Here is a 22,216-nt window from a genome sequence, read left to right on the forward strand (position 1 = left end):
CACATGGGTGTAATGCTATATAAGCAGGGTCGTGGAACGAAGGTATGGGGCAAGGAAGTTCAGGTTAAAGTTGTCGATGACGGCGACGTAGAAGATCACCTTGCCGATGGTTGGGTTAGGCATCCAAATGAGGTGCCGGAGACTAATGACGAGCCAATCGGCGATTCAGGCGTGGTCAAGAAAGACATGGGTGAAGTATCTGATGGATACCACACCTTTAACGAACTATATGCACATCGAGTGCGCCTGTTTTCAACACTAATGAATGCCTTCCGCGAAAGCGCATGGTGGAGCTTTCAGCATCATGACGGCGAGCAATGGGATGGATGGGTGTTAGCTGGCATCGACACCCCAGAAGGCGCGGTAACATACCACCTCCCAGCGAGTGAAATTGAACATCTGCCTAAAGGCACGGAAATTGAGTTTGGCAAGGAATGGGACGGCCACACGGCAGATGATGTGTTGAATCGTCTGCTAAGCCTGCGACCGAAAGAACCGGCAACCAAAGAACGCAAAAAGCCAGGACCAAAGCCTAAGGCGGAAAGCGATGCAGATAAAGACTAAAGGCGATCTGGTCAGGGCGGCGCTGCGTAAGCTTGGTGTAGCATCAGATGCAACTCTCACTGATGTTGAGCCACAGTCTATGCAGGATGCCGTAGATGACCTTGAAGCGATGATGGCTGAGTGGTATCAGGACGGGAAAGGCATTGTTACCGGGTATGTATTCTCAGATGATGATAACCCGCCAGCCGAAGGTGACGACCACGGTCTTCGCTCAAGCGCAATCAGCGCAGTATTCCACAATCTGGCTTGCAGAATTGCTCCGGATTATGCGCTTGAGGCTACCGCCAAAATTATCGCAACCGCTAAATATGGGAAGGAGCTTCTCTATAAGCAGACCGCCATCGCCAGAGCAAAAAGAGCTCCTTACCCGTCACGCATGCCAACAGGCAGCGGTAATAGTTTCGCCAATCTGAACGAATGGCATTATTTCCCCGGAGAGCAGAATGCCGATTCAACAACTCCCCATGATGAAGGGAATGGGTAAAGACTTCAAGAATGCCGACTACATTGATTACCTACCAATCAATATGTTGGCCACACCGAAAGAAGTCCTCAACTCATCGGGTTATTTACGCTCATTCCCCGGCATAGCGAAGCGCAACGATGTAAATGGTATATCGCGTGGTGTTGAATACAACACCGCTCAGAACGCTGTATATCGCGTTTTAGGCAGTAAGCTCTACAAAGGGGAAACCGTAGTAGGTGATGTAGCCGGAAGCGGTCGCGTATCAATGGCACATGGTCGGACATCACAGGCGGTAGGCGTTAATGGTCAACTGGTCGAGTACCGCTATGATGGCACGGTTAAAACCGTCTCAAACTGGCCTGCAGACAGCGGATTCACGCAATATGAGTTAGGTTCAGTGCGCGACATTACGCGCTTACGTGGGCGTTATGCGTGGTCAAAAGACGGCACTGATTCATGGTTTATCACTGACCTCGAAGATGAATCGCATCCTGACCGCTACAGTGCAGAATATCGCGCAGAATCGCAGCCGGACGGGATAATTGGGATAGGTTCATGGCGAGATTACATCGTCTGCTTTGGCTCGTCGACGATAGAGTATTTCTCGCTTACCGGAACAACCACAGCAGGCGCAGCGCTTTACGTTGCTCAGCCATCTCTAATGGTGCAGAAGGGTATTGCCGGAACATACTGCAAAACGCCGTTCGCTGATTCATACGCCTTTATCAGTCATCCGGCTACTGGCGCACCTTCCGTCTACATCATCGGGTTAGGGCAGGCTTCACCAATTGCGACCGCCAGTATTGAGAAGATTATCCGCTCATACACAGCTGAAGAACTGGCGACGGGTATAATGGAAACTTTGCGCTTCGATTCTCATGAGCTTCTAATTATTCATCTCCCGCGTCATGTGCTGGTTTACGATGCCTCATCAAGCCAGAACGGGCCGCAATGGTGCGTACTGAAAACAGGTTTATACGACGATGTTTATCGCGCCATCGACTTCATGTACGAAGGCAACCAGATAACGTGCGGCGATAAATCAGAAGCAGTGACAGGGCAGTTGCAATTCGACATTAGTAGTCAGTACGACAAGCAGCAAGAACATCTGCTGTTTACACCCCTCTTCAAGGCAGATAACGCCAGATGCTTCGACCTTGAGGTTGAATCATCCACTGGTGTTGCTCAATATGCTGACCGACTGTTTCTGTCTGCAACCACAGACGGAATCAATTACGGTCGCGAACAGATGATTGAACAAAATGAGCCGTTTGTGTACGACAAGCGTGTTATCTGGAAACGTGTTGGGCGCATTCGTCGATTAATTGGATTCAAACTGCGGGTAATCACCAAATCACCAGTAACACTATCCGGGTGTCAAATTCGTCTGGAGTAAAATATGGCAGACCCGTCACTTAATAATCCCGTCATCATTCAGGCTCCTCGTCTTGATGCCTCAATCCTCCCACGCAACGTCTTCAGCCGGTCCTATCTGCTCTACGTAATCGCGCAGGGGACTGACGTTGGCGCTATTGCGGGAAAGGCAAACGAAGCAGGGCAAGGCGCCTATGACGCGCAGGTAAAGAACGATGAGCAGGATGTTGAGCTTGCAGACCACGAAGAGAGAATTCAACAGTTACGCATTGACGTAGACGACCATGAAATACGTATTACTGCAAATGCCAATGCAATTGCGGTACTGGATGTCAGACTAACCACGGCTGAAGGCAAAATAGTCACCTTGCAGGCTGATGTCAGTGCTCTTGATGGTAGGGTTACGGCTGCTGAAAGCACTATTTCTTCATTGCAGGCTGATTACGTATCGAAGTCAGCAACTGCTTCTCAATCGCTGGCGTCACCTCTCAACGTGACAACGTCCTATTCAGTTGGCGGCACTAAAGTTATCGGTGCGCGACAGGCAGGATGGACAGCAGCAACCGGAACAGCACTTCTCGGTGCATTCAACGCTAACCAGGCATACACGGTCAGTGCCACATATACGCAGTCTGAGGTATCAGCTATGGCTACCGGATTGCAGCAGGCGCGACAGCGTATCAAAGCTCTCGAAGATGCAATACGTACTCATGGATTAATCAACTGATGATTACATTCACTCCCACCCGAAACATCGACCTGATAGAAATGGTCGGCAACCATCCCGACATCATTGCCGGAAGCAACAACGGTGACGGATACGACTACAAGCCTGAGTGCCGCTATTTCGAAGTGAACGTACATGGTCAGTTCGGTGGCATCGTGTATTACAACGAGATTCAGCCGCTGACCTTTGACTGCCACGCCATGTACCTGCCTGAGATTCGCGGATTCAGTAAGGAAATAGGACTGGCGTTCTGGCGATACATTCTCACCAATACCACCGTTCAGTGCGTTACATCATTTGCTGCACGCAAATTTCGCCACGGTCAGATGTACTGCGCAATGATTGGCCTTAAGCGTGTGGGAACCATCAAGAAATACTTCAAAGGCGTGGATGACGTGACGTTTTACGCCGCCACACGCGAAGAACTAATCGACTTCCTGAATCACGGGAGATAAACATGTTATATGCATTTACGCTGGGCAGGAAACTGCGCGGTGAGGAACCTCTTTTCCCTGGGAAAGGCGGAAAAGGTGGCGCAGATAAAAGCGCAAAGTATGCAGCAGAAGCGCAAAAGTATGCCGCAGACCTGCAAAACCAGCAGTTCAACACCATCATGAACAACCTGAAGCCGTTTACTCCTCTGGCAGATAAGTATATCGGCAGTCTTGAAGGTTTATCGTCTCTCGAAGGTCAGGGGCAGGCGCTTAATAATTACTATAACTCCCAACAATACCAGGACCTTGCAGGGCAGGCTCGCTATCAGAATCTGGCAGCGGCAGAAGCAACAGGTGGCCTGGGTTCTACAGCGACCAGTAACCAGCTTGCAGCAATCGCCCCAACACTTGGTCAGCAATGGCTGTCAGGTCAGATGAATAACTATCAGAACCTGGCAAATATTGGTCTTGGTGCGCTTCAGGGGCAGGCAAACGCCGGACAGACATATGCCAACAATATGAGCCAGATTTCACAGCAAAGCGCGGCTCTTGCAGCGGCAAATGCCAACAGGCCATCAGCTATGCAATCTGCTGTTGGTGGTGCTGCCTCCGGTGCATTGTTAGGTGGTGGAATAGCCAATGCTTTGTCAATGTCAACCCCATGGGGAGCGGCTATCGGTGGTGGTATTGGTCTGCTTGGTTCTTTGTTTTAAGGGGTAATCAATGGCTACGTGGCAACAGGGTATTAATTCTGGTGGTTTTCTGGCTGGCATTGGCGCGCAAAATGAAAATGCACCAAAGGCAAGCGACATTAACGCAACGCTTGGCCTGATTCGCGAAAACAATGATTTGGCTCGCTCAGGCGCTAATAATGTGGCTTTAACAGGGCTGCGTGGTCTGGCTGGCGTTGCTGATATTTATAAGCAGGAACAGCAACAGAAAGCGCTAAACGCATTCAACCAGGTTCATGCCAACGCATGGGCTACTGGCGACCCGTCTGGCCTGTTTAAGTTTGCTCAGGAAAACCCGGCGTTTGTTGCGCAGGCACAGCAGGCGTTTTCCGGTCTTAATGAGCAGCAGCGTAACGATATGGGCGATTTGGCTATGAAGGCTAACGTCGCTCTTTCTCAGGGGCCGGAATCCTACAGTAAATTCATTACTGATAACAAGGACAGGTTAAACCGTGTTGGCGCTAATCCAGACTGGATGATACAGACTGGAGTACAGAATCCAGAACAGCTATCACACATGTTGACTACGATGTCTCTCGGTGCGCTTGGGCCAGAAAAGGCGTTTGCTGTTCAGGATAAGATGGTTGGCCGTGAGATTGACCGAGGCAGGCTGGCTGAAACAATCCGCAGCAATCAGGCTGGAGAAGCTCTTCAGCAACGCGGGCAAGATATCACCGTTCGCGGGCAAAACATCAGCGCTAAGAACGCGGAGCTATCGCGTGAAATTCAGCGGGCCGAATTACAGGATAAGGTTCTCGATCGTCAAATTGCCAGAGAGACTAACCAGATAAAACTTGATGAGCTTAAGCAGAAGCAAGCTGATGTTCGTCAGAAGGCTGAAATAGCTCGCGCTGACAGACAGGCCGCCGCTCAGGGAGCTGTTGATACGTTCAGCACTGCGCTTGATTCTCTCAACGAGATAGAGCAAAGCCCCGGTCTTTCAAAAGCAGTAGGCATTCGCTCAGCGTTTCCGACAGTTCCTGGCTCTGATGCGGCTAACTTTGAAGCAAGACTCGACACCTTTAAAGCTCAAACTTTCCTTCCTATGGTGCAGTCACTGAAGGGGATGGGCGCTCTTTCAGATGCTGAGGGTAAAAAATTATCCGATGCGGTTGGTGCCCTAAGCCCCAAAATGAGTGAAAAGGCTTTTCGTGAATCTATCGGAAAGATTAGAAATCAGCTTGAAAGCAAGTTGAGCACTGTTAAAAAACAGTTTGATTATCAGGAGCCGGTGCAGAATATGCCAGGGAAACAATCTCCTGCTGGAAGTAACTTTTCTTCACTATGGGGTGATTAATGGCTAATGCATGGAAAGACGTTATTGCCTCTCAGCAATATCAGGCATTGGAACCAGAACAGAAGGCACAGGCTCAGGAGCAATACTTCAATGAAGTGGTTGCACCTCAGGCAGGCGATCAGGCTGAGCAGGCTAAACAGGCTTTCTATGCTGCGTATCCGGTGCCGACAACTCAGCAACAATCATCACAGCAGGAAGAACCACAGCAGCCTGAGCAATCCCTGATGCAACGGGCTGGTGACTTCCTCACTGGCGGCCAGTCAGCAGGACAGATTGCAGAGCAGGCTGGGCGTGGGATCGTAAATATCCCGTTTGATGTATTGCAGGGCGGCGCCAGCCTGATTAATGCTATCAGCCAGGGTTTAGGCGGCCCGAAAGTGCTGGATGACGTATATCGCCCAGTTGATCGCCCAACAGACCCTTACGCACAGGCGGGCGAAACAATTGGTGGATATCTTGTTCCCGGCGCTGGCGTGGCGGGGAATATGGCTATCGGTTCAGTCGCTGAGGCCGCTAATCAGCAAGGTGATTTTGCTGGTAACGTTGCAAAGAACGCCGCCATCAACCTTGGCGCTCAGGGAGCTTTATCTGCTGTAGCAAAAGGGATTGGGCGGGGCATAACTGCGGTAAAAGGAACGATTGCGCCAGAAGCAAAGCAACTAATCAATACCGCAGAAAGCATGGGTATAACCCCCATGACATCGGATATTGCACGCCCGGTTAACGAAATGGGAGCCCTTGGAAAGGGGTTGGTTCAGGGTGGTGAAGGGGCAATCCTTGGCACTGGCAGCAAGAGAGCAGAGCAATACGCTACCCGCAGCAAACTGGTAAGTAATTATCTGGACCGCTTTGGAGAATACAATCCTGATGATGTTGTGCAGTCCCTAACCAGAACGCTGAAAGGAAGAAAGGATGCAGCCGGGGCGGTTATCAACGATGTTACAAACAAGATGGGAAACGCAGCGATTGATACCTCTAACACGATGAATGCGCTGAATACAGCAATTGCAAGACAAGAAAGGCTCGGTTCTTCAGCGAATAAGAACCTCTTGTCTTCTTTGCGCAGCCTTCGTGATGAAATCATCAACCCGGCAACCGATCTGGATATGACATTTGACCTTCTGCGTCAGCACAGAACGGCGTTTCGCTCTAACGTTCAGGGTGACTCGATGGTATTCCCTAATCAGGCCAAGGCAGCCACTATCATGGTGGAGAACGCAATGAGTCGTGATTTGCGAAACGCCGTTGGGAAAAGCCTTGGCGCGTCGGACGCGGCAGCATATCTGAAAGCCAATTCAGATTATGCAAATGTCTATAACAAGGTTCTGAACAAGAACATCGCAAACAAACTCAACAAGGCCAGCAATGAAGCTACTCCTGAGCTAATTAATAGCGTCGTATACAGCAGGAAACCTTCAGACGTGAAACGCATATGGAGCGCCCTGGATGGCAAAGGCAAGGATGCGATGCGAGCTGCATACATCAGCAAGATTGCTGAAAAAACTGGCGATTCTCCAGCTAAGTTCATAACCGAAGTAAACAAATTAAAAGCGCAATCAGGAGGTGAGATTTACAACACCATTTTCAGCAGCCGCCACATGAAGGAACTTGATGCGCTTCATGATGTGCTGAGACAAACAGCCAGGTCCGACTCGGCAAATGTTGTCACACAGACAGGGCAGGCGCTGGCAAATCCGGTAAGGTTAGGCGCGGCAATACCTACTTTAGGGAAGTCACTCGCAGCAGAAGTCGGGTATGGCCTGGCAATGAGGGTGTATGAGAGCAAGCCAGTAAGAAATATGCTACTCAGGCTGGCTAACACCAAGCCGGGTACGCCTGCATATGAGCGAGCACTGAATCAGGCTGCTACGGCTGTAAGGCCGCTACTGGCTAACCAGGCAACACAGCAGTGATTAAACGCCATGGATGGCTATTTAATTCTCTTTTCAATAGCTGCAATTATTCCTTTTCCTGATGTTTCAGGAGATTTTGTAGCCATATAAGACGAAAAAATCATGTCCGTCATTCTTTCATAACTTACTATTTCCCACTTAGCCAGTGCATTGGACAGTTTGTAGTTGTCATCAGTTAGTGTCCTTATGGAATTTTTTAAGTGTGTATTCTCTTCCGTTAATCGCTCAATTTTTGCATCAATTTCATATTGGTGATCTAATGCCTTAACCTTTTTCTTGAGGGCAACTAACTCTGCATAGAGTGCGCAACAGGCTATGCCAAGAACGAATACTATTATTTCTAACACGCCAACCTCCTTAGTTTTGTGCAGGATACCATGAAAAAAGTTAACATTGGAAACGTACCAAAGATGCTCGTTCCGCTCTTTGAGAGCGGTACAATTGTGTTTTGTAGAGACTTTCCAGAATGGCAACGCCTGCATCAAAAACTTGGTGTGGACGTGCAGGACTCGGATGCCAACGGAGCGTCTCATACAATGAGCAGCGAGAATGGTGTTTTGCATGTGATAGGCGTGTTCAATGGCAAACTATCTACTATTGCCCATGAGTGCGCTCACATGGCATTCGATATCTGCTCAAGGGTCGGTGTTGATGTTGAATCAGGAAGAGCCAACGAGACTTACTGCTACTTAATGAGCAGGCTTGTTGAGTTCTGCGAGCGACATATCAAAAAGCCGGAGTGACCCGGCTTGATTATTACTTTTTGCTGTCTGGAGTTCGCTTATCTAATACCCAGCCATGACCTGGCTTTGTTGTTGGTGGAAGCCTTTCGTTGTCCTTGACGGTGGCAAAATTGTCTTTCTTACCGCCGCGCGGGCCAACTTCTTGGTATATTCCGCCGTTTTTTCCTGTGTTTTCACCTGGTTTTTTCGCCATGATATACCTCAACATACACCCGTTATTGGGTGATTAAATATTGATCTCATTTTATAAGTAGTCAATATGGCCCAGGTAAATGCAAAAATTAACCCACCGTCAGGTGGGTTTTTTGTACAAACTCTTCAGCGTATCAAACACCATCTTCTTAACAAGTTCGGACTGCTCATCAGCAATGCGCTCTGCTTCGTCGCGATAACCTGATACTGGAGATGGTTTAGATATAGCTTCGGTAACTATCTGCACTAATTCAGCATTCAGTGAGCGGCCATTCGATTTAGCTCGCTGTTTCAGCTTTTCCTTTAATTCGTAAGGTAGCCGCAGATTAAATTGCGGGTCATCTCTTCCCATTTCTGATGCCTCACTTTTGTAAGTGGATCGGCATCATATGATCTACTGGTTGTATCCACAATAAGACCACCGTGGTCTTAATGACGCATTGCCGTAGCCACGCTGCGGCGATTCCTTGCATCTGGAGCACATTAAATGACAGATATCACTGCAAACGTAGTTGTTTCTAACCCTCGTCCCATCTTCACTGAATCCCGTTCGTTTAAAGCTGTTGCTAATGGGAAAATTTACATTGGTCAGATTGATACCGATCCGGTTAATCCTGCCAATCAGATACCCGTATACATTGAAAATGAGGATGGCTCTCACGTCCAGATTGCTCAGCCGCTAATTATCAACGCAGCCGGTAAAATCGTATACAACGGCCAACTGGTGAAAATTGTCACCGTTCAGGGTCATAGCATGGCTATCTATGATGCCAATGGTTCTCAGGTTGACTATATTGCTAACGTATTGAAGTACGATCCAGATCAATATTCAATAGAAGCTGATAAAAAATTTAAGTATTCAGTAAAATTATCAGAGTATCCAACATTGCAGGATGCAGCATCTGCTGCGGTTGATGGCCTTCTTATCGATGTTGATTATCATTTTTATAATGGAGAGAAAGTTGATTTTGGTGGTAAGGTTCTGACTATAGAATGTAAAGCTAAGTTTATAGGAGATGGAAATCTTATTTTTACGAAATTAGGCAAAGGTTCCCGCATTGCCGGGGTTTTTATGGAAAGCACTACAACACCATGGGTTATCAAGCCTTGGACGGATGACAATCAGTGGCTAACGGATGCCGCAGCGGTCGTTGCCACTTTAAAACAATCGAAAACCGATGGGTATCAGCCAACCGTAAGCGATTACGTTAAATTCCCAGGAATAGAAACGTTACTCCCACCTAATGCAAAAGGGCAAAACATAACGTCTACGTTAGAAATTAGAGAATGTATAGGGGTCGAAGTTCATCGGGCTAGCGGTCTAATGGCTGGTTTTTTGTTTAGAGGGTGTCACTTCTGCAAGATGGTAGACGCCAATAATCCAAGCGGAGGTAAAGATGGCATTATAACCTTCGAAAACCTTAGCGGCGATTGGGGTAAGGGTAACTATGTCATTGGCGGACGAACCAGCTATGGATCAGTAAGTAGCGCCCAATTTTTACGTAATAATGGTGGCTTTGAACGTGATGGTGGAGTTATTGGGTTTACTTCATATCGCGCTGGGGAGAGTGGTGTTAAAACTTGGCAAGGTACTGTGGGCTCGACAACCTCTCGCAACTATAATCTGCAATTCCGCGACTCGGTCGTTATTTACCCCGTATGGGACGGATTCGATTTAGGTGCTGACACTGACATGAATCCGGAGTTGGACAGGCCTGGGGACTACCCTATAACCCAATACCCACTGCATCAGTTACCCCTAAATCACCTGATTGATAATCTTCTGGTTCGCGGGGCGTTAGGTGTAGGTTTTGGTATGGATGGTAAGGGCATGTATGTGTCTAATATTACCGTAGAAGATTGCGCTGGCTCTGGCGCGTACCTACTCACCCATGAATCAGTATTTACCAATATAGCCATAATTGACACCAATACTAAGGATTTCCAGGCTAATCAGATTTATATATCTGGGGCTTGCCGTGTGAACGGTTTACGTTTAATTGGGATCCGCTCAACCGATGGGCAGGGTCTAACCATAGACGCCCCTAACTCTACCGTAAGCGGTATCACCGGGATGGTAGACCCCTCTAGAATTAATGTTGCTAATTTGGCAGAAGAAGGGTTAGGTAATATCCGCGCTAATAGTTTCGGCTATGATAGCGCAGCGATTAAACTGCGGATTCATAAGTTATCAAAGACCTTAGATAGCGGAGCATTGTACTCCCACATTAACGGGGGGCCCGGTTCTGGCTCAGCGTGGACTCAACTTACTGCTATTTCAGGTAACACACCTGACGCTGTATCATTAAAAGTTAACCACAAAGATTGCAGGGGGGCAGAGATACCATTTGTCCCTGACATCGCGTCAGATGATTTTATAAAGGATTCCTCATGTTTTTTGCCATATTGGGAAAATAATTCTACTTCTTTAAAGGCTTTAGTGAAAAAAACCAATGGAGAATTAGTTAGATTAACCTTAGCAACACTTTAGATATGTAATAAAAATGGGTGTAAACACCCATTTTTATTTTATGGTAAATGTTCTATAGCTAATTAAACCTAACAACTATGGTTTCCCCTACAACACCAATATCGTATACGTTATTACCAGATTTTTTCCACCCATTTTCAAGTTTCACCTCTTTGTCATATAGTCTGTAATTTCTGGAGAACACATTTCTTTGCATTAACACCTCTGACCACATCCAATTATTGTTAATAATGCGTGGTATTAACTCTCTCATTAAAGGATGCTTTATTACTATGTTTTCATTTATTGATGCATACGGTTCTGTGCCAATGAATTTTATATTTTTCTTGTCTCTTCCAAATCCAAGATAATCTATGTCTTGAGATATTCTATTTACAATGCTTTCCTCAAGCTGAAACTGTGCATTTATGGCATTGTAAGCACCATAAGAAAATATTGTTGATATTAAAAGAATAAAAGAAAAATATATTCTTGATATTAACTGCTTATCTTCAAAAGCATAGAATACGCATAGGCAACAAAAAAACATAAAGCCACCCATACCAATCAATACCCTCGGTGCGTATATTGGTGATTTTAGAAAAATCATTGGTCCAATGATGAAAAACATTGATGCTAATAAAATTAAAACTACTAGCAAGAACTTTGTTTTCTTATTTTCATCTCTTTTGATTACTTTTAAAACTATGACTATCAAAGAAATGATTAGCGCAAAGAATAGCGAGTAGTAGATTAAGTAATTATCGCCATTCAAGATCGTGCTAAACATTCTATAAAATGATAAGACGTTAGAAATTATCCCTTCAAATAAACTTGAGTTTATCTCTATAATCTTACTATGTTCGATATTGTAAGAACCTGTTACAAGTCTTTTTGCAATAAAGTAAGAATAGGCAAAATATCCTACTATTAAACCAGCGACAGAAGATGCTGTATTTTTTGTGATATTTGAAATTGAGTTTTTCTTAACCACATCTGAAATTATAAAGGCCAACAAGAATATTGCGTAAGTATTCAGCGCAGCCTGATAAAGACTAAGGAATGCAATGGTTAAAATGGATGATATTATGATATTTATAGGCTTGTATTGATAAGCGACATACGATGAGATAATAGATATTGCCACACTCATGCACATTGTTAATGAATCATATCTATATGATAGATTTTCAATAAAGAATGGGTTTGCCAAAATCATCATAAAACAAAGAGATGCTGTGATGTAGTCATCTCCAAACAGCTTTTCCCTGACGCAGGATAGTGCCAATGCTAAAATAACTATCCCTAGCATTAAAGGTAGCGGAGAAGCATCTATAATTGGGGTTCCAAAATTAATGATATAGAAAATAAAGTCGGAAAGTGGGCGACCATTGCCTGACCAACCCAACCCGCCATATAAAGACCTACCCAAGTCATCAACGAAAAATGATTGATGTGTCAATAAAGGAAATGTATATATAATCGCCAATCCAAGAAAGATTGATATAAATATCCTGTCATTACTATTAAATTTCACTTTTAAAACCCTTACGCTTTAATATGTATTTAGGCCGCTGTTTGGTTTCTATGTAAATTCTACCAATATATTCTCCAAGAATACCTATTCCTATCAATTGAACGCCACCCAGGAAAAGAACAGAAACAAGAAGAGACGGGTAGCCAGGAACATTATTTCCAAATATTAATTTATCAATAATCATCCATGCACCGTAAAGGAATGACATACCTGCAATAAACAATCCAATGTAAGTCCATATGCGGAGCGGAAATGTTGAGAAAGAAGTTATTCCCTCCAGCGCCAGGTTCCATAATTTCCAGCCGTTGAATTTCGAATCACCGGCCACGCGTTCGGCACGGGCATATTTAACAACATCCGTTTTTCCGCCAACCCAACTGAGCACACCCTTCATAAACAAGTTGCGTTCTGGCATTTGTTTGATGTTCTCGACAACCGCACGGCTCATTAACCGAAAGTCGCCAACATTTTCTTCGATTTTTGGATTGCTGATTTTATTGTGCAGCTTATAAAACCACTCAGCTGTCTTACGCTTCAACCTCCCATCAGTTGAGCGGTCTGAGCGCTTAGCCAGCACCATATCCGCGCCAGCCTGCCACTTCTCAATGAGATGAGGGATAACTTCTATCGGATCCTGTAAATCGACATCAATAGGAATGACCGCATCTCCGGTTGCATGGTCGAGACCCGCGAAAAGAGCAGGTTCTTTACCGAAGTTTCGCGTAAACGAAAGCGGAATAACGAGCGGATCAGATGCGGCTATTTTGTTAATTATTGATTCAGTCGCATCTTTACTACCATCATTAATAAAAACGATCTCAATTTCATATTCTTTTAGCTCATTAAACTCACGTACCGTTTTATAGAAAATCGGTATCGTGTCTTCTTCGTTAAAAACTGGAACGACAAGAGAGATTTTCATCTTATATCCCTGAAAACAATGAATCTGGAATAGATAAAGCCGCATACCAGGCTAATTGCCGAGAAAGTGATAAGGGTAATCAATGGTGGCAAGGAACATTGGTCAGCCATCCAGCCAACAACAGCGCTCAGTGTTCCCATGAATCCCACATACATCATGTAGCGAAGCGTGGTGGTGGTGGCATTAAAGGTGAAACGCGCATTGGCATAGAAGCTGAACGATACGGCGATAACAAAACCGGAAAAGTTCGCCAGCGCCTGATGCGTATGCATCCCATACACACAAAAAGCAAATACGCCCCAATGAATAAGCGTGTTAAGAACACCGATCGATGTGTACTTAGCGAATAACTTCAACATTATGAAAATCAGCGGATTCGGAAAGGTCTGGAGTGTAGCACTACAAATTGCTTTGATCGATATAAACGATCAATAATGTAAACTTTGATAGTTTAAAGTTATTGTTTGCTCGTTAATTGATCGCTGTTACCGATCAATAGGTATTGCTGATTGCTAAGTAGTTTGGGACAAAAACGGGACACACAAAGCTTTGCATTGGTTTGCAAGGCTTTGCATGTTTTTCGAGGATGGGGCGAGTGTGAGCGCCGTAGTAATGGGATAACTTGTTGTTAGCTCAGGTAGTTCCAGGAACATCTAAGCCGTGGGTCGCAGGTCCGAATCCTGCAGGGCGCGCCACTTATATATCAACTGGTTACGCCTCTTTAATTCTCATATGGGACATCATCACCAAAAATGTCGTCTATTTTCCTCGCGTGTTCCGTTAAATGATTAGGCGCAAGGTGAGCATATCTGTGAATCACCACGGATAACCTGGACACTTCTGAGTCGTTGATGATATAGGTTTTCATATTCAGCCGGTGGCATCTGCTCGCTCGAACCATGCCGGCGTCTACTGTTATAAAACATTTCTATGTAATCAAAAATATCGCTTCTGGCTTCGTCTCTCGTTCCGTAGATCTTTTCCTTTATCCGTTCACGCTTCAGTAGCTGGAAAAAGCTTTCTGCAACCGCATTGTCATGACAGTTGCCACGACGGCTCATTCTGCTCTCCAGTCCGTGCGATTTCAGGATCGACTGCCATTCATAGCGGGTGATTACGTCGCCACACGGCCATCAGAAGCGCATTCAGGACTCTATCTTTTGTCATTCATGGTTGCAGTGACCAATTGAATCTATTGCGGCTTTTTTTAATATGTCCCGTTCGTCAGTAACCCGCTTCAACTCTTTCGGGAGTCGGCGGATTTCGGTCTGATCATCTGACTGCTCTTTATTTCTTTATTGGTGGAGGAGTTCGACCCGTACTTCTTTATCCTGGCGTAAAGACTGTGGGTAGTAATATCGAGATGTGTTGCGACGCTGGAAACAGAATGGCCACGCTCAACAACCTGTCTTACCGCTTCAATTTTAAACTCTTCGGGATAACGTTTACCGCTCATAGGCACCTCTCTTTAAGTCATCTTAAATGGCTCTGAGGTGTCTGTTAAATCCGTGGCGATTCACATTGACCGCAGATTGTCAGGTTCCTTTACCCGGTAGTGAAACCAGTAGGGGGCAGTTTATCCGCACTAAAAGACGGTGTTCCTGCATCTGTGGTGGAGTTGAACCGGATGGGCTTTGGGCACATGCGTATCCTTGCGTGTATTGGTCAGTTGCCGGAGTCTGGATTAATGCACTATGGCTCCGTTGGGTTCTTTTTTGGGACTGATGGTGCATTGCGACTTCTTGCTAAGAAACCTGATGGGGCATTTGTGACATACGATATGTAGGAATCCCCGCCGCCCGTTACCCATTGGTGGCGGGGAACATTAATTATACATGAATGTTATTTAATTATTTCCGTAATATTCTCATTTGTCCTCGCCCCTGTTCTAACGTCCCATGTCCCAGATGTAATTGATTCTAATTCATTTGAATCTATGTCGTTAATCGCCCGCCCGGAAAGCCATCTTCCGTCTATTTGGAATGTCTTCTTGTCGACATCTGCATTTATAATTTTTCCATCCTTTGTTTTAAAGCTAATGAACATCGCTGTCTTCTCATCAAGAGAATCAGCAGGATTCTTATTAAACTCAAATATTACAAAGGTTTTAATATCCATTTGCTGTTTATATATCCATAATGATTTTATATAAACGTTGTTACATATTTTTGCGTTAATATTAAGAGGCTTGAAATTAAAGGCTCGTGAATAGTCGAAAAATCCTGGAGCAGTTATTTTCAAATCAATCCCGTAGTATCTAGACATTGCTTCACTGTTAAACGTATCAAGACTTGGGCCTGCATGCAGTACCGGTGGAAAGTAATAATCAGGAATTATCGCTTGATCTTGTTTGTTATGTTTCGCCCTGTCTATTATTTCTTCCCTAATCTCCGTTTGTTTGCTTATTGATTTAATTGATGAGTAATAGAGGATGTATGATGGAATGAAATATAAAAAAGCCATTGCATATGTAGTAACAGATAAATAAATGGAAGCCTTGTTAAATTTCGTAAATGCAGAATGAGCAACAAAGGAAATCGAAAGAATCATAAAGCAGAGTGCTCCATTGAGAGCCCTGCTGGGCATTGCAGGAGATGCAAGGAACGCAACATTTGCAGCAATTGCACCCAGTATGAATAAAAAGCTTCCAAACATAAGTTTGCTGCTACTATTCCTTGATAACACTACAGAGATTAGTAGTATTATAAATGCAATATAGACCTGCCAATATGCCCCCATTGCTGATGGCAGCCTTTCTGAAAAGTGCTCAAGAACCCTCCATGCAAGTGGTTGATTGTACCAGTCTTGTATTGTAGACGCACGGGATAGGTTTCCCGGAGCCAGCAGGAGAACCCCCGCGCCTATTGCAGATCCGAATACGCCAATCAGTAAATATTTATTTCTATTCATTATAAAGAAATATGCTACAGAAATTAATACAACTACAAGAGATGTATTTTCATTTGAGCAACCTGCAAATATCGATGATATGGCATATACAAAGAGTATTAAATTGGATTTTTTACCATTGCTTAAATATATAGAAATTAGTATATAAATGGCAATGAACATGTTGGTCCATAAGTAATTTGCTGACCCAACAAGCCAGAAGTTAGTTTGACCGAGGGCTGGATTTGCAATGAAGTATAAGAAAAATAAGAAAATCATCACATATGGGGACGGTGACGACTTTGTTAATGTAGCTGGGATCATTGTCCAGCACAACACCATTAATGTTAGCGCTGCTGAGTTTATTGCATTGTAAATATGCGGGGAGAAAAACTTTAATAGAGATGTGCTGATCGTATCTGACACAACCCTTCCGCTCCATCCCAAATAGTGCATTTTTACGCTAGAAAGCGAAAGCTCTCTTAGGGCATAAGTATAGTCATCAGAGTTCATTGGTGTGATAAATCCTATTGAATACACCAACGAGAAAACTATAAGGATAGCAATTACCATTTTTAATCTATTGTTAACCATTTTTCTTCTCATTCTTAATTATGTACTTAGGTCTTTTTTTGGTTTCTATGTAAATTCTACCAATATATTCTCCAAGAATACCTATTCCTATCAATTGAACGCCACCCAGGAAAAGTATAGAAACAAGAAGTGACGGGTAGCCAGGAACATTATTTCCAAATATTAATTTATCAATAATCATCCATGCACCGTAAAGGAATGACATACCTGCAATAAACAATCCAATATAAGTCCATATGCGGAGCGGAAATGTTGAGAAAGAAGTTATTCCTTCCAGCGCCAGATTCCATAATTTCCAGCCATTGAATTTTGAATCGCCGGCAACACGTTCAGCGCGGGCGTATTCAACTATATCAGTCTTGCCGCCCACCCATGACAGAACGCCTTTCATAAACAGATTACGTTCTGGCATCTGTTTAATATTTTCGACAACCTCACGACTCATTAACCGAAAGTCGCCAACGTTCTCTTCAATTTTCGGATTGCTGATTTTATTATGCAGCTTATAAAACCATTCAGCTGTCTTACGCTTCATGCGCCCGTCAGTTGAGCGGTCTGAGCGCTTAGCCAGCACCATATCCGCGCCAGCCTGCCACTTCTCAATGAGATGGGGGATAACTTCTATCGGATCCTGTAAATCGACATCAATAGGAATGACCGTATCCCCGGTTGCATGGTCGAGACCCGCGAAAAGAGCAGGTTCTTTACCGAAGTTTCGCGTAAACGAAAGCGGAATAACGAGCGGATCAGATGCAGCTATTTTGTTAATTATTGATTCAGTCGCATCTTTGCTTCCGTCGTTGATGAAAACAATCTCAACTTCATACGGTTTTAGCTCTTCAAACTCGCGAACCGTTTTATAGAAAATAGGTATCGTGGCTTCTTCATTGAAGACCGGAACGACTAACGAGATTTTCATTTCGCATCCCTAAAGACAATGAACTTTGAATAAATGAATCCGCATATCAGGCTGATAGCTGAAAAGGTGACAAGAGTAAGGAGTGGCGGCAGGGAACATTTGTCAGCCATCCAGCCAACAACGGCGCTCAGTGTTCCCATAAATCCCACGTACATCATGTAGCGAAGCGTGGTGGTGCTGGCGTTAAAGGTGAAGCGCGCATTGGCATAGAAGCTGAACGATACGGCGATAACAAAACCGGAAAAGTTCGCCAGCGCCTGATGCGTATGCATCCCATACACACAAAAAGCAAATACGCCCCAATGAATAAGCGTGTTAAGAACACCGATCGATGTGTACTTAGCGAATAACTTCAACATTATGAAAATCAGCGGATTCGGAAAGGTCTGGAGTGTAGCACTACAAATTGCTTTGATCGATATAAACGATCAATAATGTAAACTTTGATAGTTTAAAGTTATTGTTTGCTCGTTAATTGATCGCTGTTACCGATCAATAGGTATTGCTGATTGCTAAGTAGTTTGGGACAAAAACGGGACACACAAAGCTTTGCATTGGTTTGCAAGGCTTTGCATGTTTTTCGAGGATGGGGCGAGTGTGAGCGCCGTAGTAATGGGATAACTTGTTGTTAGCTCAGGTAGTTCCAGGAACATCTAAGCCGTGGGTCGCAGGTTCGAATCCTGCAGGGCGCGCTATTTAACCTCTCAAAATTATGTTAATCCGTAAGCTTCTGCGGGGGCGACGTTGCGCCATCCGCAGTACGTGACGCTAATATGCAAATAACTAATTGCGTTTAATCTGTTTATGGTGCTCCTCAGCCTGGATCTCGTGGGAGAAAGAATGGGCATTATTCATCGATTGATGGATGACCATTGCTTTTTCATAGTCGTCCATTTCAGAAAAGGATGTCGCATTTTCCACAGTAGCCGGGGCGCTGGTTTTCTGTGTCTGAGCCATTTGCTGATGTGCGAAGGCGTCACCGTTATTCATCATCTCATGCGCCGTGGCGGATAATTGGCGAGATTCCATTTTCTCTGCGGCTTTTACACCAGCTGAAATAAAAAAACGACAGCTAAAAGGGATGTAAACTTATTCATCTTATTTCTCCGGTGTGGGTTAATAAGAGAAATAATAAAACAGTCGTTGGGGCTGGCGCGTGACAGGATAATGACGATTATATCAGATTATTTTGCTGGCTAGTGATAGCGCCTTTCACTATCGCTACAGTTCAACGGAGGTGTTTGGGTAATGTCAAAATAAAACGAGTAGCGCGCGTATCGGAGGTGACAGAAACTTTTCCCTGATGCGCAATGACGATGGATTTTACAATTGCCAGGCCTATACCGCTGCCTTCCCCTTTACGCTGGCGGGAGGGATCAACGCGATAAAAACGATCGAAAAGGCACGGCAAATGTTCCGGCGCGATTGGCGTACCGGGGTTTTCAACAATAATATGTATCTGGTCGTCCGCTTCTTTTATCCGAAGAGTAATGGTTTTACCCGGCGGCGTATAGCGCATCGTATTAGAGAGTAAATTACTGATCGCTCTGCGCAGCATGATGGGATCGCCGGTGATTCAGCAGGCGCGGCCTTCAAAGCGCAAGCTCCCAACACCTTTTCGGCAGAAAAACTCGATGAGGCGCTTTACCACGGGGCGGTGCTCCGGGTGCGGCCAAAAGCCATGACGGTAGCGGTGATTATCGCCGGTCTGCTACCTGTTTTATGGGGGACCGGCGCGGGTTCTGAGGTGATGAGCCGTATTACCGCGCCATTGCTGTCGCTGTTCATCATTCCGGCAGCCTACAAGCTGATGTGGCTGCGCAGGCATCGTCGCCTTGCGGCATAACGTGTGCACCCCGCCTGCGGCGTCAAACTGCAGGCGGGTTCAGCGTACGTTTATCGTCCGAGCGCGCTGACCCGTTTGCGGTACTCGCCTGGTGTACAACCGAATTCACGGACAAAAGCTTTGTGAAAAGAAGATTCGCTCGCATAACCTACCGACTCGGCAATCACCATCACCGGCAGCACTTCACGCGACAGGGTCTGGGCGGCGATTTGCAGGCGCAGCGTTGTTAACACGGCTAAGGGCGTTGTAGCGGACACGTCGCGAAATAGCTGGGCGAAGCTCGCCCGCGACATGTGTACCCGTTGCGCCAGCGTTTCGACCGTCCAGGGATGCGCCGGTGTTTCCAGCATGTGAAGGATCACGCGGCCCAGCCGGGGATGCAGTAATAAATTGAGCACGCTTTTCGCCGTGCCAGCCTGCGATAGCCAGTCGCGAACGGCGAGGGTAAACAGCGTGGCGCACTGCTGACTGTATAAGACATCAGCGCCAGGTAAATGGCGTTCTGACTCCTGCTGTAACAGCAAAATGGCGGCGTTAATCCAGATACTGGCGGGGCTATGCGGCGGCGGGGCAAGACATAACACTTCCGGCAACGCGGTAAGGAAATAACGTGACGTCGTGTGCAGACGTAGACTACCGCAGACGATATGTGTCGGTGATTCGCCAGACTGGCGCAAACGGTGGGCGGAGTTTTGCGGCAGAATCACCACCTTTCCCGGCGTAAGCGTCATGGCGTCGCCGGTAGGCATTTCCAGTTGCGCTTCGCCCTGCGTAACGGTATGCCAGCGAATCACCGATAGCTCGCCAGCGGCGTGCGGCAACTGCCAGTCGCCGCCTAACGGGCAATTCTTGTCGATTGAGCCCTGAGGGGCGTTAAGCGTCAATAGCCGACTAAGCGCATCCATATAGACTCCAGAACAGATTCTTTTTCAAAAATAGGGATAACCATTTCTGTCTCTGATCACTATATTTCGGACTCAATGTCATTTCTACTCTTGTTTTTGCTAAGGGCCAATTTAGACGATAAGACAAAAAATGACGCGTTGCGGATAACTCTGTCTTTTTTGACGTTATTTATACTTGTCCTGACAAACAGATGGTGATTTGGCGGAGAAAGAAGATGACACAGTATCAGGCGCTCATTATTGGTTTTGGCAAGGCAGGAAAAACGTTGGCGGCAACTCTGGCGAAGACGGGATGGCGCGTGGCGATTATCGAACAGTCCGCCAGTATGTTCGGCGGAACCTGCATCAACATTGGCTGTATTCCAACGAAAACGCTGGTGCATGACGCAGAACGTGAGGGCGATTTTTCTGTCGCCATGCAACGCAAAGCGGCGGTCGTAAATTTTTTACGCGACAAAAATTTTCATAATCTTGCCGACCTGGACAATGTCGATGTGATTGAGGGAAGGGCGGAGTTTATTGATAACCATACCTTACGGGTATTTCAGGCGGACGGCGAGCGGGTGTTACGGGGGGAAAAGATCTTCATTAATACTGGCGCAGAGTCGGTGATCCCGGCTATTACGGGCTTAACAACGACGGCAGGGGTGTTCGATAGCACCGGGCTACTCAGCCTGAGCCAGCGTCCGGCGCGGCTGGGGATTTTAGGCGGTGGTTATATTGGCCTTGAATTTGCCTCAATGTTCGCCAACTTTGGTACGAAGGTCACTATCTTTGAAGCAGCGCCGCAATTCCTGCCTCGTGAAGATCGGGATATCGCGCAGGCAATTACCCGTATTTTACAGGAAAAGGGCGTCGAGCTGATTTTAAACGCCAACGTACAGGCCGTATCCTCAAAGGAGGGCGCGGTACAAGTTGAAACGCCGGAAGGCGCGCATCTTGTGGATGCCCTGCTGGTGGCGTCGGGGCGAAAACCGGCGACGGCTGGCTTACAGTTGCAGAACGCCGGCGTGGCGGTGAACGAACGTGGCGGGATCATCGTGGATGATTACCTGCGTACCACGGCGGACAATATCTGGGCGATGGGCGATGTTACCGGAGGGTTGCAGTTTACCTATATTTCACTGGATGATTTTCGTATTGTACGCGACGGGTTATTGGGAGATGGCAAACGCAGTACCCGCGATCGCCAGAACGTTCCATACTCCGTCTTTATGACGCCCCCGCTCTCTCGTGTCGGGCTGACGGAAGAACAAGCGCGGGCAAGCGGCGCAACGGTGCAGGTGGTAACATTACCGGTGGCGGCGATCCCTCGCGCCCGTGTTATGAACGATACCCGTGGCGTACTAAAAGCGGTAGTGGACGTGAATACGCAGCGTATTGTAGGGGTGTCATTGTTATGCGTCGATTCTCATGAAATGATTAATATCGTTAAAACCGTTATGGATGCAGATTTACCTTATACGGTGTTACGCGACCAGATATTTACCCATCCTACAATGAGTGAGTCTTTAAACGATCTCTTCTCTCTCATTAAGTAAAACATAAATAATGTAGCCCTGTTAATCAGGGCTTTTTTTTGCCTGTCAGACCATAAAAATACGCCAGGACAAATATGCTGGCGTCTGAAAGAAAAGGCTTTAGTCAGGCGTAACGTATTATAACACCATTGAAATAACCCACGACTGGAAAT

23 protein-coding genes and 4 pseudogenes are annotated in these 22,216 nt (G+C 46.0%); 12 read left to right on the top strand and 15 right to left on the bottom strand.

The window, feature by feature from the left end; all coding sequences use genetic code 11:
• Positions 1-3: 3 nt before the first annotated feature.
• The 8 genes from N7E69_RS14990 to N7E69_RS15025 are packed head-to-tail and all read left to right on the top strand — an operon-like array spanning position 4 to position 7,506.
• On the top strand, positions 4-564 hold the full coding sequence (locus N7E69_RS14990; protein ID WP_000538677.1) for a hypothetical protein: 561 nt from the start codon (positions 4-6) through the stop codon (positions 562-564).
• Positions 548-1,048: a packaged DNA stabilization gp4 family protein gene (locus N7E69_RS14995; RefSeq protein WP_001166101.1), complete on the top strand. Its 501-nt coding sequence runs from the start codon at positions 548-550 to the stop codon at positions 1,046-1,048. Before N7E69_RS14990 ends, N7E69_RS14995 begins: the two co-directional genes overlap by 17 nt.
• Positions 1,008-2,426 carry a packaged DNA stabilization protein gp10 gene (locus N7E69_RS15000; protein ID WP_001122417.1) on the top strand — a complete coding sequence of 473 codons (1,419 nt, stop codon included), beginning with the start codon at positions 1,008-1,010 and terminating at the stop codon, positions 2,424-2,426. Before N7E69_RS14995 ends, N7E69_RS15000 begins: the two co-directional genes overlap by 41 nt.
• Positions 2,427-2,429: 3 nt before the next feature.
• Entirely contained in the window at positions 2,430-3,131 is a 702-nt protein-coding gene (locus N7E69_RS15005; RefSeq protein WP_000774923.1) for a hypothetical protein, read from the top strand.
• On the top strand, positions 3,131-3,586 hold the full coding sequence (locus N7E69_RS15010) for a DUF2824 family protein (RefSeq protein ID WP_000627695.1): 456 nt from the start codon (positions 3,131-3,133) through the stop codon (positions 3,584-3,586). The genes N7E69_RS15005 and N7E69_RS15010 overlap by 1 nt, the downstream gene beginning before the upstream one ends.
• 2 nt (positions 3,587-3,588) lie before the next feature.
• A complete protein-coding gene (locus N7E69_RS15015) occupies positions 3,589-4,278 on the top strand; it encodes a hypothetical protein (RefSeq protein WP_000964898.1) in 690 nt (229 codons plus the stop codon).
• A gap of 10 nt (positions 4,279-4,288) precedes the next feature.
• Complete coding sequence (locus N7E69_RS15020) at positions 4,289-5,593, top strand: DNA transfer protein (protein WP_000246968.1); 1,305 nt, start codon at positions 4,289-4,291, stop codon at positions 5,591-5,593.
• Positions 5,593-7,506 (top strand): hypothetical protein, encoded by a 1,914-nt coding sequence (locus N7E69_RS15025; RefSeq protein ID WP_001262317.1) that lies wholly within the window; start codon positions 5,593-5,595, stop codon positions 7,504-7,506. Before N7E69_RS15020 ends, N7E69_RS15025 begins: the two co-directional genes overlap by 1 nt.
• 17 nt (positions 7,507-7,523) lie before the next feature.
• Here N7E69_RS15025 and N7E69_RS15030 read toward each other — a convergent pair whose 3' ends face one another.
• Complete coding sequence (locus tag N7E69_RS15030; RefSeq protein WP_000889769.1) at positions 7,524-7,853, bottom strand: hypothetical protein; 330 nt, start codon at positions 7,851-7,853, stop codon at positions 7,524-7,526.
• Between the two features lie 30 nt (positions 7,854-7,883).
• Here N7E69_RS15030 and N7E69_RS15035 point away from each other — a divergent pair, with 30 nt between their 5' ends.
• Positions 7,884-8,249: a hypothetical protein gene (locus N7E69_RS15035; RefSeq protein ID WP_000757527.1), complete on the top strand. Its 366-nt coding sequence runs from the start codon at positions 7,884-7,886 to the stop codon at positions 8,247-8,249.
• Positions 8,250-8,262: 13 nt separating this feature from the next.
• Here the strand turns inward: N7E69_RS15035 and N7E69_RS15040 are convergent, their stop codons facing one another.
• Together N7E69_RS15040 and N7E69_RS15045 are read right to left on the bottom strand one after the other, a co-directional pair.
• A complete protein-coding gene (locus tag N7E69_RS15040) occupies positions 8,263-8,442 on the bottom strand; it encodes a hypothetical protein (protein WP_001085430.1) in 180 nt (59 codons plus the stop codon).
• A 99-nt stretch (positions 8,443-8,541) separates the two neighbouring features.
• The gene (locus tag N7E69_RS15045; RefSeq protein ID WP_000532175.1) at positions 8,542-8,793 is read right to left on the bottom strand and encodes an Arc family DNA-binding protein; all 252 of its coding nucleotides are present in this window, start codon (positions 8,791-8,793) and stop codon (positions 8,542-8,544) included.
• 135 nt (positions 8,794-8,928) lie between these two features.
• Here N7E69_RS15045 and N7E69_RS15050 point away from each other — a divergent pair, with 135 nt between their 5' ends.
• The gene (locus N7E69_RS15050; protein WP_000129929.1) at positions 8,929-10,932 is read left to right on the top strand and encodes a tail spike protein; all 2,004 of its coding nucleotides are present in this window, start codon (positions 8,929-8,931) and stop codon (positions 10,930-10,932) included.
• A gap of 58 nt (positions 10,933-10,990) precedes the next feature.
• On the opposite strand, the gene N7E69_RS15055 is transcribed toward N7E69_RS15050, so the two are convergent.
• The 11 genes and pseudogenes from N7E69_RS15055 to N7E69_RS15100 all read right to left on the bottom strand — a co-directional run.
• On the bottom strand, positions 10,991-12,448 hold the full coding sequence (locus N7E69_RS15055; RefSeq protein WP_000671499.1) for a glucosyltransferase domain-containing protein: 1,458 nt from the start codon (positions 12,446-12,448) through the stop codon (positions 10,991-10,993).
• The gene (locus tag N7E69_RS15060; RefSeq protein WP_000703639.1) at positions 12,438-13,370 is read right to left on the bottom strand and encodes a glycosyltransferase family 2 protein; all 933 of its coding nucleotides are present in this window, start codon (positions 13,368-13,370) and stop codon (positions 12,438-12,440) included. The genes N7E69_RS15055 and N7E69_RS15060 overlap by 11 nt, the downstream gene beginning before the upstream one ends.
• A complete protein-coding gene (locus tag N7E69_RS15065) occupies positions 13,367-13,729 on the bottom strand; it encodes a GtrA family protein (RefSeq protein ID WP_000915528.1) in 363 nt (120 codons plus the stop codon). The genes N7E69_RS15060 and N7E69_RS15065 overlap by 4 nt, the downstream gene beginning before the upstream one ends.
• Before the next feature lie 362 nt (positions 13,730-14,091).
• Positions 14,092-14,190, bottom strand: a pseudogene (locus tag N7E69_RS24590) (hypothetical protein); the annotation flags it as partial.
• Positions 14,159-14,537 (bottom strand): annotated as a pseudogene (locus tag N7E69_RS15070) (IS3 family transposase); the annotation flags it as partial. The pseudogenes N7E69_RS24590 and N7E69_RS15070, both read right to left, overlap by 32 nt.
• A gap of 70 nt (positions 14,538-14,607) precedes the next feature.
• Positions 14,608-14,826 carry an IS3 family transposase gene (locus tag N7E69_RS15075; protein WP_001575776.1) on the bottom strand — a complete coding sequence of 73 codons (219 nt, stop codon included), beginning with the start codon at positions 14,824-14,826 and terminating at the stop codon, positions 14,608-14,610.
• A gap of 386 nt (positions 14,827-15,212) precedes the next feature.
• Entirely contained in the window at positions 15,213-16,865 is a 1,653-nt protein-coding gene (gene gtrC1, locus N7E69_RS15080; protein ID WP_001575778.1) for a putative glucosyltransferase GtrC1, read from the bottom strand.
• Positions 16,846-17,772, bottom strand: a complete 927-nt coding sequence (locus N7E69_RS15085) for a glycosyltransferase family 2 protein (protein WP_000703618.1) — start codon at positions 17,770-17,772, stop codon at positions 16,846-16,848. The genes gtrC1 and N7E69_RS15085 overlap by 20 nt, the downstream gene beginning before the upstream one ends.
• Entirely contained in the window at positions 17,769-18,131 is a 363-nt protein-coding gene (locus tag N7E69_RS15090) for a GtrA family protein (RefSeq protein WP_000915523.1), read from the bottom strand. Before N7E69_RS15090 ends, N7E69_RS15085 begins: the two co-directional genes overlap by 4 nt.
• 424 nt (positions 18,132-18,555) lie before the next feature.
• Positions 18,556-18,801 (bottom strand): hypothetical protein, encoded by a 246-nt coding sequence (locus N7E69_RS15095; protein ID WP_000445907.1) that lies wholly within the window; start codon positions 18,799-18,801, stop codon positions 18,556-18,558.
• A 199-nt stretch (positions 18,802-19,000) separates the two neighbouring features.
• Positions 19,001-19,375 (bottom strand): annotated as a pseudogene (locus N7E69_RS15100) (ATP-binding protein); the annotation flags it as partial.
• Positions 19,376-19,378: 3 nt separating this feature from the next.
• Here N7E69_RS15100 and N7E69_RS15105 point away from each other — a divergent pair.
• Positions 19,379-19,618, top strand: a pseudogene (locus N7E69_RS15105) (efflux RND transporter permease subunit); the annotation flags it as partial.
• A 50-nt stretch (positions 19,619-19,668) separates the two neighbouring features.
• On the opposite strand, the gene rclR reads toward N7E69_RS15105, so the two are convergent.
• Complete coding sequence (gene rclR, locus N7E69_RS15110; protein WP_000339632.1) at positions 19,669-20,523, bottom strand: reactive chlorine-specific transcriptional regulator RclR; 855 nt, start codon at positions 20,521-20,523, stop codon at positions 19,669-19,671.
• Positions 20,524-20,738: 215 nt separating this feature from the next.
• Here rclR and rclA point away from each other — a divergent pair, with 215 nt between their 5' ends.
• Positions 20,739-22,064, top strand: coding sequence for a reactive chlorine resistance oxidoreductase RclA (rclA, locus tag N7E69_RS15115; protein WP_000195929.1), 1,326 nt, complete (start codon positions 20,739-20,741; stop codon positions 22,062-22,064).
• Positions 22,065-22,216: the final 152 nt, after the last annotated feature.

The organism is Salmonella sp. 3C, from assembly GCF_025426275.1.
Lineage (GTDB): Bacteria > Pseudomonadota > Gammaproteobacteria > Enterobacterales > Enterobacteriaceae > Salmonella > Salmonella enterica.

Coding starts and splice junctions, on each gene's coding strand:
- N7E69_RS15020 (WP_000246968.1), top strand. CDS start 4,289: ATGGCTACGTGGCAACAGGGTATTAATTCTGGTGGTTTTCTGGCTGGC.
- rclR (WP_000339632.1), bottom strand. CDS start 20,523: ATGGATGCGCTTAGTCGGCTATTGACGCTTAACGCCCCTCAGGGCTCA.
- N7E69_RS14990 (WP_000538677.1), top strand. CDS start 4: ATGGGTGTAATGCTATATAAGCAGGGTCGTGGAACGAAGGTATGGGGC.
- N7E69_RS15065 (WP_000915528.1), bottom strand. CDS start 13,729: ATGTTGAAGTTATTCGCTAAGTACACATCGATCGGTGTTCTTAACACG.
- N7E69_RS15005 (WP_000774923.1), top strand. CDS start 2,430: ATGGCAGACCCGTCACTTAATAATCCCGTCATCATTCAGGCTCCTCGT.
- N7E69_RS15060 (WP_000703639.1), bottom strand. CDS start 13,370: ATGAAAATCTCTCTTGTCGTTCCAGTTTTTAACGAAGAAGACACGATA.
- N7E69_RS15045 (WP_000532175.1), bottom strand. CDS start 8,793: ATGGGAAGAGATGACCCGCAATTTAATCTGCGGCTACCTTACGAATTA.
- N7E69_RS15025 (WP_001262317.1), top strand. CDS start 5,593: ATGGCTAATGCATGGAAAGACGTTATTGCCTCTCAGCAATATCAGGCA.
- N7E69_RS15040 (WP_001085430.1), bottom strand. CDS start 8,442: ATGGCGAAAAAACCAGGTGAAAACACAGGAAAAAACGGCGGAATATAC.
- N7E69_RS15075 (WP_001575776.1), bottom strand. CDS start 14,826: ATGAGCGGTAAACGTTATCCCGAAGAGTTTAAAATTGAAGCGGTAAGA.
- N7E69_RS15000 (WP_001122417.1), top strand. CDS start 1,008: ATGCCGATTCAACAACTCCCCATGATGAAGGGAATGGGTAAAGACTTC.
- N7E69_RS15095 (WP_000445907.1), bottom strand. CDS start 18,801: ATGGAATCTCGCCAATTATCCGCCACGGCGCATGAGATGATGAATAAC.
- N7E69_RS15010 (WP_000627695.1), top strand. CDS start 3,131: ATGATTACATTCACTCCCACCCGAAACATCGACCTGATAGAAATGGTC.
- N7E69_RS15015 (WP_000964898.1), top strand. CDS start 3,589: ATGTTATATGCATTTACGCTGGGCAGGAAACTGCGCGGTGAGGAACCT.
- N7E69_RS15090 (WP_000915523.1), bottom strand. CDS start 18,131: ATGTTGAAGTTATTCGCTAAGTACACATCGATCGGTGTTCTTAACACG.
- rclA (WP_000195929.1), top strand. CDS start 20,739: ATGACACAGTATCAGGCGCTCATTATTGGTTTTGGCAAGGCAGGAAAA.
- N7E69_RS15050 (WP_000129929.1), top strand. CDS start 8,929: ATGACAGATATCACTGCAAACGTAGTTGTTTCTAACCCTCGTCCCATC.
- N7E69_RS14995 (WP_001166101.1), top strand. CDS start 548: ATGCAGATAAAGACTAAAGGCGATCTGGTCAGGGCGGCGCTGCGTAAG.
- N7E69_RS15035 (WP_000757527.1), top strand. CDS start 7,884: ATGAAAAAAGTTAACATTGGAAACGTACCAAAGATGCTCGTTCCGCTC.
- N7E69_RS15085 (WP_000703618.1), bottom strand. CDS start 17,772: ATGAAAATCTCGTTAGTCGTTCCGGTCTTCAATGAAGAAGCCACGATA.
- gtrC1 (WP_001575778.1), bottom strand. CDS start 16,865: ATGAGAAGAAAAATGGTTAACAATAGATTAAAAATGGTAATTGCTATC.